The 12,576-nt window shown below is 45.4% G+C and carries 12 protein-coding genes and 2 riboswitches; of the genes, 8 read left to right on the forward strand and 4 right to left on the reverse strand.

The window, feature by feature from the left end:
* The 3 genes from AB5H98_RS10230 to AB5H98_RS10240 form a co-directional block, all read right to left on the reverse strand.
* Positions 1 to 1,257, reverse strand: a 1,257-nt coding sequence (locus tag AB5H98_RS10230; RefSeq protein WP_367925802.1) for an NAD(P)H-dependent oxidoreductase, incomplete at its 3' end; no start/stop codon positions are given.
* Positions 1,254 to 1,805 (reverse strand): helix-turn-helix transcriptional regulator, encoded by a 552-nt coding sequence (locus AB5H98_RS10235; RefSeq protein WP_367925803.1) that lies wholly within the window; start codon positions 1,803 to 1,805, stop codon positions 1,254 to 1,256. The genes AB5H98_RS10235 and AB5H98_RS10230, both read right to left, overlap by 4 nt.
* A 230-nt stretch (positions 1,806 to 2,035) precedes the next feature.
* Complete coding sequence (locus tag AB5H98_RS10240) at positions 2,036 to 2,434, reverse strand: MerR family transcriptional regulator (RefSeq protein WP_367925804.1); 399 nt, start codon at positions 2,432 to 2,434, stop codon at positions 2,036 to 2,038.
* A gap of 130 nt (positions 2,435 to 2,564) precedes the next feature.
* Between AB5H98_RS10240 and AB5H98_RS10245 the strand changes: the two genes are divergently transcribed.
* The 3 genes from AB5H98_RS10245 (at position 2,565) to AB5H98_RS10255 (ending at position 5,138) form a co-directional block, all read left to right on the forward strand.
* Positions 2,565 to 3,431 (forward strand): aldo/keto reductase, encoded by an 867-nt coding sequence (locus AB5H98_RS10245; RefSeq protein ID WP_367925805.1) that lies wholly within the window; start codon positions 2,565 to 2,567, stop codon positions 3,429 to 3,431.
* A 99-nt stretch (positions 3,432 to 3,530) separates the two neighbouring features.
* Complete coding sequence (locus tag AB5H98_RS10250; RefSeq protein ID WP_367925806.1) at positions 3,531 to 4,364, forward strand: deoxyribonuclease IV; 834 nt, start codon at positions 3,531 to 3,533, stop codon at positions 4,362 to 4,364.
* Positions 4,365 to 4,370: 6 nt separating this feature from the next.
* Entirely contained in the window at positions 4,371 to 5,138 is a 768-nt protein-coding gene (locus AB5H98_RS10255; protein WP_367925807.1) for a DNA-3-methyladenine glycosylase, read from the forward strand.
* 29 nt (positions 5,139 to 5,167) lie between these two features.
* On the opposite strand, the gene AB5H98_RS10260 is transcribed toward AB5H98_RS10255, so the two are convergent.
* Positions 5,168 to 6,223, reverse strand: a complete 1,056-nt coding sequence (locus tag AB5H98_RS10260; protein ID WP_367925808.1) for a mechanosensitive ion channel family protein — start codon at positions 6,221 to 6,223, stop codon at positions 5,168 to 5,170.
* 105 nt (positions 6,224 to 6,328) lie between these two features.
* Positions 6,329 to 6,474: riboswitch (FMN riboswitch) on the forward strand.
* A gap of 107 nt (positions 6,475 to 6,581) precedes the next feature.
* On the opposite strand from AB5H98_RS10260, the gene AB5H98_RS10265 reads away from it, so the two are divergent.
* The 5 genes from AB5H98_RS10265 to AB5H98_RS10285 all read left to right on the forward strand — a co-directional run.
* Positions 6,582 to 7,139, forward strand: a complete 558-nt coding sequence (locus AB5H98_RS10265) for an ECF transporter S component (protein ID WP_367925809.1) — start codon at positions 6,582 to 6,584, stop codon at positions 7,137 to 7,139.
* 45 nt (positions 7,140 to 7,184) lie between these two features.
* Positions 7,185 to 7,283, forward strand: a riboswitch (SAM riboswitch).
* Between the two features lie 66 nt (positions 7,284 to 7,349).
* On the forward strand, positions 7,350 to 8,495 hold the full coding sequence (gene metK / locus AB5H98_RS10270) for a methionine adenosyltransferase (RefSeq protein ID WP_367925810.1): 1,146 nt from the start codon (positions 7,350 to 7,352) through the stop codon (positions 8,493 to 8,495).
* 101 nt (positions 8,496 to 8,596) lie between these two features.
* The gene (locus AB5H98_RS10275; protein ID WP_367925811.1) at positions 8,597 to 10,336 is read left to right on the forward strand and encodes a glycosyltransferase; all 1,740 of its coding nucleotides are present in this window, start codon (positions 8,597 to 8,599) and stop codon (positions 10,334 to 10,336) included.
* Positions 10,337 to 10,409: 73 nt separating this feature from the next.
* Positions 10,410 to 10,748 (forward strand): hypothetical protein, encoded by a 339-nt coding sequence (locus AB5H98_RS10280; protein WP_367925812.1) that lies wholly within the window; start codon positions 10,410 to 10,412, stop codon positions 10,746 to 10,748.
* 15 nt (positions 10,749 to 10,763) lie between these two features.
* A partial coding sequence (locus AB5H98_RS10285; RefSeq protein WP_367925813.1) for an AAA family ATPase occupies positions 10,764 to 12,576 on the forward strand: 1,813 nt, incomplete at its 3' end.

Consider the following 12,576-nt stretch of genomic DNA (forward strand, 5'->3'; position numbering starts at 1 on the left):
GGCCAGCAGCGCTCCTACAAAACGCATCTGCCAGATGCGTTTTGTTTGCTTTTGCGGGAAATCGTAAATTCCATGATTTTTATAAAAGCGATGATCGGCTTTCATCAATCCTTGCATGACATAGATTAAATCCCGGAAAATCTTCATTCCGCCAACGCCATAGAAATTCGCTGGGCGCATGAGCTTTTTCTCCATCGCAAAGCTCAAGCTTTCGGCCAACGTACGAATAGAGAGTGTGGTGTCTTCCTCATCGGTGGCGACTGCAGCAAGGTAATTGCCGCCAACTTCACTGCGTGCTTCAACAATCATGCGTAAATTGGGTTCATACCGATAATTTCCGCTGATTAGATAGGCAATTGGTGTACCATGGGTGACCGTGCGATGGCCATTGCAAAATTGGCGGTCGTCAAAACATTTGAAGCTGGAATGAGTATAATGATCTGCGATTGTAAAAGCGTATACGAATCCATCAGCACTTTGAATTTCTTGGCGCAGAAATTCGTCAAAGCCATCTTTGTAAACACATTTTCCAGTGACCGCGCACCCAAAACATCCCAGACATCCCCCGTCAAAGGGAAAGTCTCTCAAATTGACTACACGGCTGGAATAGGGAAGCGCAGCGCGCAGATCCAAAATCATATTTTGCAGATTTATATCATCGTTGGCGCAATTGGTCACGATTACAACTTCTCGACCACTTTTTTTAGGTTTAGGCGTTAACTGAGGTTGGTAGATTAATTTCTCCTTTTCAGGAACTGAGACAGGAGGAGTAACAAAAAGTTTGTGTTCACAGGAAAAAATCAACTGATCGAAAAACATCTGTGCCTCGCGTTGTCCCTGTTCGGATAAAAGATCTTCCATATCAGACGAAAGCCCCCGCACAACTTTCATGCCCAAATCACAGCAGTTTTCTTCAATATAACGATGCGCAGTCACGTCATAAAAATGTTTGGATGTGGTGATTTGTGAGGCAAATTTTCCGCTCAAGTCTATTCCGTCCGCCTTAATCAATTCGATAAGACGATGAAGTTGATAAGGTGCAATAAAGGTGTATACGGGGTAGCAAAACAAAATAAGTTCTGCTGTTCGCAATGCATTTCGAACAGGTGAAAAATCTTTTTCATAGCTTTTGATACGTTGTCCCACGGGAAGAAAGGTGAATTCATGCTCTGGATGAAGTGCCTGCAAATAGAACGCTGTATGAACAGTGGCCGAATTCTTTCCCTTGGGGCTACCATTTAGGACAAGTATTTTCATAAAGATTCCTCCATTTTTTGAAGCAGGTGACTGTACCAGTCTCTCTCAAACTGAGCGGCAGCAATACCATACGCAAGGGTATATCCCTGGAACTGGAGAATGGAATTCCAATCCTGCTCGGGTGGAAGCGCAAGCTCCTGCGCTTGTTGGAAACGTTGCTGAATCGTTTGTAAGACTTTTTGCATTTCATCTATTTGGCGAATGTAATCTTGGATGGCAGCTACCCTTTCTTGGGGAGCGGCCAATCCCAGAAAGAATAAACGTGAAAGTTCCATATTCTTTACTTTTCCAACTTGCATGGGCTGAGCTATCCAATTAAAAAATGTGGTGCGTCCCTGTTCCGTTATAGAAAAAGTCTTTTTATGACGCCGCCCTTCCATAGTGTCATGCGCAGCAATGTAATTTTCTCGTTGAAGTTTGGAAAGTGCTATTTGCACGCTTCCAGCGCTGTGGGAACAAATAAGTGAAAGATTTTGTTTGATGAATCGTTGTATTTCGTATCCAGTCATGGGAGAAAGAATTAAAAGACCCAAAATAAGATGTTCCATAGACACCTCCAATATATCTAATAGAGACATTATATTGTAAAAAAGAAAATACGTCAATGGAAGACACGATAATAAAAAAATAATAAGATAGGTAGAGTACATTGGCCAACATATACGGGAAGAAAATATCGGCCGGCCTTCAGGTACGATGAAATATAAAAAGTATTTTTTTACTAAACGCAAACAGTCATCCCACCGGTGAAAGGCAGCAAAAGGGGTGACTTTTTGCATCAGTTTGTCTGCGTAAGATTGCTGCGATAGGGCCTTTTTCCGGTCAAAACCTCATCATAAAACGTTTGCTTTTCGTCGATGTAATTCAGCGCGCTTTCAATTTGTTCGAGCTGTTTCAACAAAAGATCCTTTTTTTGAGCAAGAATTTTTTGCCGCTCCGGAATGGAGCTTTGTCCTTGCAAGCAAAGTTGTACGTAATGTTGCATTTCCCGAATTCCAAGGCCACACCGTTTTAAACAGCCCAGACTTTGAATCCAGGCTATGTCCTGTTCGTCGAAAATACGTCGGTTTCTTGCATCCCGCTTCACATTAGGAACAAGTCCCTGATTACAGTAAAATTTTAGAGTCTCATAAGTCATTCCGGTACTTTGGCAAACTGTTTTCATGGAATATAGCATGCAATGGTCCTCCTAATATTCACAGTAATTTAACAAATCAAAACTTGACCGGTAGTAACAACCGGATGATACACTGAGAATACCACCGGTGGCTTATTAAAGCAAGAAAGAAAAATGGGAGGATGCTGTAATGGAATATGTAATTCTTTCGAATGGTGTTAAAATGCCAATGCTCGGATATGGCGTTTACCAGATTCAGCCGTCAGAATGTGAATGCTGTGTATTGGAGGCGCTTCATTCCGGATACAGGTTGTTAGATACCGCTCAAAGCTATTTTAATGAGGAACAGGTGGGAAATGCTATTCGAAAATCCGGTATACCGAGAAGTGAAATTTTTCTGACAACAAAAGTGTGGATAGAGCATTATGGATATGAAGCTACAAAGGAATGCGTATTGGAATCAATGCGCAAGTTACAAACGGATTATTTGGATTTAGTGTTGTTGCATCAACCTTTTTCCGATTATTATGGTGCTTATCGCACTTTAGAAGATTTATATGATGAGGGAAAGCTGCGAGCAATTGGTGTTTCCAATTTTTATCCGGATCGTCTTGTGGATCTTGCCAGTTTTTCACGCATTCGGCCAATGGTCAATCAAGTGGAAATTCATCCGCATCACCAGCAAACCAAAGCCAAAGAATGGATGGATAAATATCACGTTCAGGCAGAGGCATGGGCTCCGTTCGGTGAAGGACGCGGCGGAATTTTTGGTGATTCGAAGCTGCTGGAAATCGGTCAAAAATACAAAAAAACTCCGGCGCAAGTCATTTTGAGATGGCATTTACAGAGGGGCATAGTAGTGATTCCAAAATCTACGCACTTAGAGCGTATGCAAGAGAATTTTAATGTGTTTGATTTCGAACTGAGCAGTGAAGATATGAAGGCTATATCGGAAATGGATCAAGAGAAAAGCTCTTTCTTTTCTCATCAGGACCCGGGCACAGTCGAGTGGTTTGTAAAGATGGTTGAAGAGCGAAGGACGAGTTCAAATGTTTGAACCTTCATAGAAGTTATAGAGATGAAAGAAATACAAAGCTGTGGTATAATACAGGCGCGGCGAATGGCCGTTATCCCAAAGAATGCGAGGAACATTTTTATGAGTTATATTGGAAGTCATATTTCATCTTCCAAAGGATACTGCGCAATGGGCAAGCAAGCGTTGAAATTGGGGGCGAATACGTTTGCCTTCTTTACCCGCAATCCCAGAGGCGGTACGGTAAAAGCTCTGGACAGAGAGGATATTGCGGCATACAACCAATTGGCAAAAGCAAATAACTTTGGACCCATCGTAGCGCATGCGCCTTATACGTATAATGCCTGTGCAGCTAAGCCGGACTTGCGGGACTTTGCTTGCCGGTCTATGCAAGAGGATTTGGAAAGATTGGAGTATACGCCAGGGAACTATTACAATTTTCATCCAGGAAGCCATGTGGGGCAGGGTGCGGAAAAGGGAATTGCTCTGATTTCCCAATTGTTGAATGAGGTTTTGTGGCCACAGATGCAAACAACCGTTCTTTTGGAAACCATGGCAGGAAAGGGAAGTGAGGTCGGCGGTACTTTTGAAGAATTAAGAGCAATCTTAGATCAGGTGCAGCTTCCTGAAAAGGTGGGCATATGCTTGGATACCTGTCATGTATGGGATGCCGGATATGATATTGTAAACAGTTTGGATGAAGTGCTTTTTGAATTTGATCGGGTGATTGGGCTGGATAAATTGAAGGCGATTCATTCTAATGACAGTCAGAATCCTCTAGGTTCGCATAAGGATCGTCATGCACGTATTGGAGAGGGAAAGATTGGCGTAGAGGCATTTCAAAGGATAGTGAATCACCCGGCTTTGCGCGAACTTCCTTTTGTCCTGGAGACGCCGAACGACGACGCCGGGTGGGCCGCAGAAATTGCACTTTTGCGCGGTTTTGCACGAGAGTGAGGAAATATGGTAACAATCGATATTAAAAATTGTAATTTAACACAAATCTACGAGTCGGGACAATGCTTTCGGTGGGAGATGCTTGCTCAAGGTGGTTTCCGAATTCCCCATGGAAATCATGAGGTACAGGTGATTCAAAAAGATCATACTTTTCAATTCAACTGTTCACAACAGGAGTTTGAAGATATTTGGTCGGACTATTTTGATTTGAGCACAGATTACGGAGCAATCATCGGGCGTGTGGATTCAAAAGATCGCTATCTTACTGAGGCTGTTCGGTATGGAGAAGGGCTTCGAATTTTGCGTCAAGATGTGTGGGAAATAATCATTACCTTTCTTCTAAGCCAAAATAGTAACATTCCCCGTATTCGAAAAAATGTGCGAGATCTGTTTGCTCTAACGGACGGGCGCGTTCCTACTCCGTCGCAGTTGAAAGCAATGTCAGAGGAAGATTTGCGTGCTTTAGGCGTAGGCTATCGAGCAAAGTATTTGATTGGTGCTGGAAAGTTCTTTTCTGACTATCAACCAGAACAGCTTTATACGATGTCTTATGAACAGGCTCATCAGACGTTGATGAAATGTCCCGGGATTGGTCCCAAAGTGGCGGATTGTATTTGCCTGTTTGGATTACATCATGTGGACGCTTTCCCGATTGATACACATATCCGCCAGATTTTAAGTTCGCATTACCCAAAGGGGTTCCCATTGGAACAGTACCGGGGCTGTGCGGGAATTTTGCAGCAATATATGTTTTATTATGATTTAAAGAAATAAAAAAATCCCGCCTTTTGGCGGGACTTTTTTTATGTGTTTTTGGCAAAATAGATACTTTGGGACGGATAAGCAAGTTGCGCTCCATTACGTTCCAAAATTTCCATAATCCGCAAGTTGATTTCCTCTTTGGCAGCACGGTAATCTTTGATTGCGGTGCATTTTGTATAGTAAATTACGGTGATATCAATAGAACTGGGAGCAAAATCCAATAGGCGAACCTGCACGGTATCTTCCTGAACGGCGGGGTCGTTTTCCAGCATAGAACGGATATCGTTCATTACAGAGGTTAGAACATCTTTGGGCGTAGAATATAAAAGTCCAAGTTTGAACTGGCTGAGACGCTTATTCATGCGGGTCCAGTTTGTGATGGGAGTGCTGGTTAATTTGCTGTTCGGAACGATGGTCAGAGCACCATCCAGTGTGCGTATTTTCGTAGAACGAAGCGTGATGTCTTCCACGCTGCCCTCCACATCGGGAGTAGAAATCCAGTCTCCAATTTCCATAGGTTGTTCTGCCACGATCACAAGTCCGCCGAAAAAGTTTCCGGCAAGGTCCTGGCCAGCCAAAGCAAATGTCAGGCCGCCCAATCCAAGTCCGGCCAAAACACCGTTAATATCGTATCCTACTGCTCCGAGAATCGTGGAAGCAGAAATGAGAATGACCACTACTTGGCAGATGCGCGTGATGAAGTTAACCAGTGCTTTTCCGGTTCCAAAATCGAATTTCATTCCAAAGCCTTGAATAAATTGAGGGACCACTTGGCAACTGGAAAAAAATCCCCACGTCAAAAGAAGAATGGAGCCAATGTTATATGCCTTTTGAAGCAATGTAGGAATACCACCGCTCTTCAGCCATTCAAATGGAAGCAGTAGCAGACAGAAATAAATTCCTGTTAGCAGAATCAGAAAAAAGATGGGTCTTTGAAAAGCGCGTTGAATCAGTTCGATGTTGGGACGACTCAAACGGTTTGAAAGTTTGATAAAAGCAGGAAAGATAAGGCAACGGACAACAACGGCAATTACCGTAAATAGAACCAATGTCCCGCCGGCATAAATAAAGTCTCTTAATTCCAGTTCGATCGTCATTGTAAAATCCTCACTGTGTTTTTTTTCAGTATACCATAAAAGCAACTATACACCAAGATAAAAACAGACACTTGCTTTTTAGAGTGCATATGATATACTATTAATAGTCTGTTTCAGGGCGGGGTGAAATTCCCCACCGGCGGTATAGCCCGCGACCGTCTTTTTATGAGACGCTGATCCGGTGAAATTCCGGGGCCGACGGTGAAGTTCGGGTACATACTCGGACGCAGTCCGGATGAAAGAAACAACGGTGCAATTGCATGGTTTCGCCCTTTCGCATTCAGCGGAAGGGCGTTTTTGTGTGCACCTCAATGCTTCCCCCGAAACGGGCCTCAAAAAATTTTTGGAGGTTCGTATTATGTCCACAACACTTTCTGGAAACACTCGTAAGCTGGTTACTCAGGCACTTCTTGCTGCTGTCGCCGTTGTTTTGGTGGCTTTTGTCCATTTCCCGCTGATTCCTTCAGCTCCATTTTTGGAATATGATCCCGCGGATATTCCCATTTTTATTGGGGCGTTCTTGTTTGGCCCCTGGGCGGGATTGGGCCTTACTGTAGTGGCTGCCGTGATTCAGGGGATTACGGTCAGCGCCAGCAGTGGTCCGATTGGCATAGTGATGCATATTTTGGCAACAGGTACCTTCGTTATTTTGGCGGGCAGTATCTATCAGCGTCGTCGCACGCGTAGAGGGGCCATAATGGCGCTTGTGGTCGGTTCGTTGGCAATGACAGTTGTTATGTGTCTATGCAATTTGGTGTTTACTCCATTGTTCATGGGTTCTACGGTGGGGGATGTAATTAAAATGCTGATTCCGGCCATTATCCCGTTCAATCTGGCCAAAGCTGGAATCAACAGTCTGGTGACTTACATCGTATATAAGTCTGTTAGCCGTGTGGTCTTTAAGGAAAAGGCTTGACAAAGGCAAAGGTGCGTATTACAATACTTGTGCAAATTGAATATCTTCTTATCAAGAGCGACGGAGGGAACAGGCCCTATGAAGTCCGACAACCTGCCTTGCGGTAAGGTGCCAAATCCTGCGGGTAACACCGAAAGATAAGCTTTTGAGCCCGGTGTTTGCCGGGCTCTTCTTTTTCGGCGCTCTTTACAAAAAGAAAGGACTAAAATTATGTCTCAGAGAAAATTGTTTACATCCGAATCTGTCACAGAAGGCCATCCCGATAAAATTTGCGACCAAATTTCAGACGCAATTTTGGATGCGATTTTGACAGAAGATCCCAATGGCCGTGTAGCCTGTGAAACAGCAGCTTCTACAGGAATGGTGCATATCATGGGTGAGATTACGACGGAATGTTACGTGGATTTTCAGAAAATTGTGCGTGACGTAGTACGCGACATTGGTTATACCCGCGCCAAGTACGGTTTTGATGCAGATACATGTGCAGTCATTTCCAATGTGGACGAGCAGTCTCCGGATATTGCTATGGGTGTAAATCCGGGTGGTGCAGGTGACCAGGGAATGATGTTTGGTTATGCTTGCACAGAAACACCGGAATTGATGCCGTTGCCCATCTCGTTGGCGCACAAATTGTCCCGTCGGCTGACCCAAGTTCGAAAAGAGGGCATTTTGGAGTATCTGCGTCCAGATGGAAAAAGCCAGGTGACAGTGGAATACGATGGAGAGACTCCCGTTCGGATTGATGCTGTTGTCATTTCCAGTCAACATGCTCCAGAAGTGGAAATGGAAACTCTGCGCGAGGACATCAAACGAGAAGTGATTTTGCCAATTTTGCCTGCAGAATTGGTGGATGAAAATACCAAATTCTACATCAATCCCACCGGTCGTTTTGTGGTGGGTGGTCCGCAGGGTGACACAGGTTTGACCGGACGGAAGATCATTGTAGATACGTACGGTGGTATGGGTCGTCATGGCGGCGGTGCTTTTTCCGGAAAGGATCCTACAAAGGTGGACCGTTCCGCAGCATATGCGGCACGTTGGGTAGCCAAAAATATTGTAGCCGCCGGTTGGGCGACCCGTTGTGAAGTGCAACTGGCTTATGCCATTGGTGTGGCACAGCCGGTCAGCATTCGAGTGGACACATTCGGTACTGCCACGGTAGAAGAAGAAAAAATTGAAAAGGCTGTGGAAAAGGTGTTTGATCTGCGTCCGGCGGCCATCATTGAACGTTTGGATCTCCGGCGCCCCATTTATCGGAAACTGGCGGCTTATGGCCACATGGGACGTGAAGATTTGGGCGTAAAGTGGGAAAATACAGACCGTGTGGACGAGCTAAAGGCAGCGCTTCAGAAATAATGAAAAATAAAGGCGGCTTTCTCGTTGGAGAAAGCCGCCTTTTCCAAGACTTCCTTTTGTGGTATACTACTTTTGATTTGAAAAGGGGAAGGAGCGACCTTATGCGTTACGACATTGTTCTTGTGAGCTACAACAGTGAGCGCTGGTTGCCGGGTTGTGTTGAAGCCCTTAAAAACACGAATTATGACAAAAAACAACTTCATTTGATTTTTGTGGACAACTGTTCAACAGACGGGACCCTGGCGTTTCTCTGCGAAGAAAAAGCAAAGGGGATTTTTGGGGAATTTACAATTGTTCAGAATGAAGCGAATTTGGGGTTTGGCACAGCTTGTAACAGGGGAACGCAACAAGGTAAGGCACCTTTTGTGTTTTTCTTAAATGTGGACACCCAAGTGGATTCGGATGTTTTTAGGGCCTTGGACCAATCGATTCAAGAACATCCAAGTGCAGGCGGCTTTGAATGTCGACAGCTTCCTTGCGAGACAGGCCATCACGTGGATCCGGTCACGTTAGAGACTAGTTGGGCGAGTGGAGCAGCTTTTTGTGTGCGTCGTACGGCATTGGAACAGGTTGCCGGGTTTGATGAGCATATTTTTATGTATTGCGAGGACGTGGATCTTTCCTGGCGTCTGCGGGCTTGCGGCTGGAGTCTGATTTACGTACCGAAGGCGCGTGTAACACATTTTTGCTATCAGAATGGAGCGCCAAAGCTTTCTGAGTATGCCGGAAGTTTTTATGGCAATCTTCTCCTGCGTTATAAATATGGAAGCTTTCGTGATATTTGGAATGGCCATAAAATGTATTTAAATGCGCTAATGCATCCAATGCATTTTGATGGTGTGCGTAGGGTGTTCCTGAAAAATTATCTGAAGCATTTTTTGCAGATGTGGCCTTTCTTGTTTTGGCGGTTTCAAAACAAAGATCTGTGGAAAGCACACACCGCCCGTTTTGATGGCGGCTTTTCTCCGGACCGGGGAATGCACCCTCTCCCTTTGTTGGAACGAACAGACAAGCCTCTTGTCTCGATCATTGTTCGCACTTGTGGAAGACCGGAGGTTTTACGAGGAGCTCTGTGTTCTCTTCGTAATCAGACTTGGGATAATTTGGAAATTTTGGTTGCTGAAGATGGTGAACCTGCTTCCAAAGAAATGCTGGAAAGAGAATTTCAGGATTTGCGGATTGTATATTGCAACGATGGTCGGCGTCATGGGCGTTCGGCCAATGGGAATCGTGCGGCTGCTTTGGCTAAGGGAGAATATCTGAATTTCTTGGATGACGACGATTATTTTTATCCGGACCACGTTGAGCTATTGATGACCGAGCTTTTGCAACATCCTCAGGCAGATATGGTATTGGGAAGTTCTATGGCGTTATTTGGTACGCTGGAACAAGCGCAGACGGCTCTTCAGAATATGACATTCGATCATATTACGTTGTTCCGAATGTGCCAAATGAACTGTATTCCCATTCAGTCTGTTTTGTTCCGCAAAAGGCTGTTTGAGGAGTATGGCGGTCTGGATGAATCATTGGATGCGCACGAGGACTGGGCAATGTGGTTGCGGTATTGGCAACATGCAAAGCGGATACACAAAGAAGGTCCGGATATCCGGCGAGCAACCAGTATTTTTGTACAGCCTGCCAGTGAGGCCGGGCGTAAGGCGCGGATGGAACAGTATCATAAATGCGATCAGGCCTTTTATGGGAATGAGGAACTTTGCTTTCATGTTACGCTGAAAGATATGCGCCATTTTTACGATGAGATGGTTGAAGACATGCGTTGTTTAGAGGCACGGGGAGAACTTCATGATTATTTGGAAAAACAAGCAAACCGTGATCTCTAAAGTGAATTTTGCACACTTTTTCTCTTGTTTTCATATGGTGGGGTAAACCTGTAAAAGAGAGGCGGTGCAGAAAATGCGAAGTGGAGTGCTGCTGATTGTCGTAACTATGTTTGCGGCACTGGGTGTGTATTATTTGCTTGAACTGGCAGCGGGTGCTCTGTTCCGGCGGGGGAAATTGAAAAATGCGGTGGTGCTTTTGGCAGTTGGTTCTACAGAAGAAATGTGGAGCAATGTGCTGAATGTGCGTTCGCGGCTTCCGGAGAGCAGTGTGATTGTGCTGTGTGAAAAGGAAATGGATCTGGTGCGTTTGGAGCCGGGATTGAAAGGCGTAGTGTTTGCTTCTCCGGATACAGTCGGAGATACAGTTTGTGCGCAGTTGGCAATCTTTCCACGGAAAAAGCAGGACGCATAGGAAGGAGAGACGTTTGTGGAGCAGGAAATGGAAACACTGCTCGGCACAGTGGAGAACATTGTTTACCGCAGTGAGGATACAGGATACACCGTGCTGGAATTTTCCAGCGACGGTGTTTTGTTTACTGCTGTGGGAGATATGGAAGATGTGTCCGAGGGAGAAGAAGTTACGCTTCATGGACGTTTTGTTACACATCCTAATTTTGGAGAGCAATTGCGGGTAGAAGCGTATGAGGTGCGTCTGCCGGAAACGGCGACAGCGATTCGTCGCTATCTTGCCAGCGGGGTACTTCCATACATTGGAAAAGCCATGGCTGGTCGGATTGTGGACTTATTCGGAGAGGATACGCTGGAAATTATCGCTAGTCAACCTATGAGTCTCACGGCGGTAAAAGGAATCAGTGCAGAAAAAGCACAGGCGATTTCTCAGGAATTCAAACGTTTGTATGGAGTTCGCGAAGCGATTAACTGCCTGGCTCGCTATAATTTGTCTACGGCTACGGCGGTAGCCATGTACCGTCACTACGGACCGGATACAGTGGATATCATCAACCGGGACCCCTATGTGTTGTGTGCATATCCGGCATATCAGGACTTTTCGGTTGCGGATGCAATTGCCCGGAATATGAGCTTTGAATACAATTCTCAAGAACGTGTTCGTGCGGGGATTCAATATGTTCTTCGCCACAATCTGCAAAATGGCCATGCGTGTCTGCCTGCGGATAAGCTGAGAGATGCAGTATCATCTTTTTTGCGAGTAGAACCGGAGAGTATTCAATCGACGCTTTTTGAGATGCTGGATTCGGGAGATTTGGGAAGTGTGCAGACTGAAAAGATGCAGGCAATTTACCTTCCGGATTATTTGCGGGCAGAACGCAATATTGCGGCGCACCTTCGCACTTTGATGAAGCTACCTTTGCCTGACGAAGGAAAAAAGGACAAGCTCGTGGATCAGATTGAACACATCCAAGGAATTCATTACGCACCTCTTCAACGGCAGGCCATTACTGCTGCGCTCAAAAGCAATGCGTTGGTTTTGACGGGTGGACCGGGAACCGGTAAGACTACGGCGGTAAACGCCATGTTGGCGGTGTTCGAACAATGTGGTGACCGGGTTGCGCTGGCCGCACCTACTGGTCGTGCGGCCAAACGTCTGTCTGAGTTGACCGGAAGAAAGGCAAAGACGATTCATCGCCTGTTGGAAGTAGATCATTCCGATAGCGATCGGGTCCGATTTATCCACCACGAAAAGAATCCTTTAAGATACGATGTAATTGTAATCGACGAAATGAGCATGGTGGATGACATGCTTTTTGAAAGTCTTCTTCTAGCATTGAAGCCAACCTGTAAAATCATTATGGTAGGCGATGAGGATCAGCTTCCCAGTGTTGGTGCGGGCAATGTTTTAGGCAATGTGATTGCATCCGGATTGGTGCCGACCGTGCGTTTGACGGAAATTTTCCGTCAGGCCGCAGAGAGTATGATTGTGTCTAATGCGCACAGAATTGTGACGGGCCAACCGCCGCAGAAAGGTGGAATTGACAGCGACTTCTTTATGCTGGAGTCCGATGGGGAAGCATGCGCTGAATTGGTGTGTGATCTAGTTTGTCGTCGTTTGCCCCAAAGCTATGGGTTCGATCCGTTTGAGGATATTCAAGTATTATGTCCAAGTAAAATTGGCCCTTTAGGTACAGTAGCTTTGAACGCGGCTTTGCAGCAACGATTAAATCCGCCTGGACCCGGTCGTCCGCAGATTCAAATACGGGAGAAGATTCTGCGCGTGGGAGATAAGGTCATGCAGGTAAAAAACAATTACGACATTCCTTATA

This window comes from uncultured Ruthenibacterium sp., from assembly GCF_963558415.1.
Taxonomy (GTDB): domain Bacteria; phylum Bacillota; class Clostridia; order Oscillospirales; family Ruminococcaceae; genus Ruthenibacterium.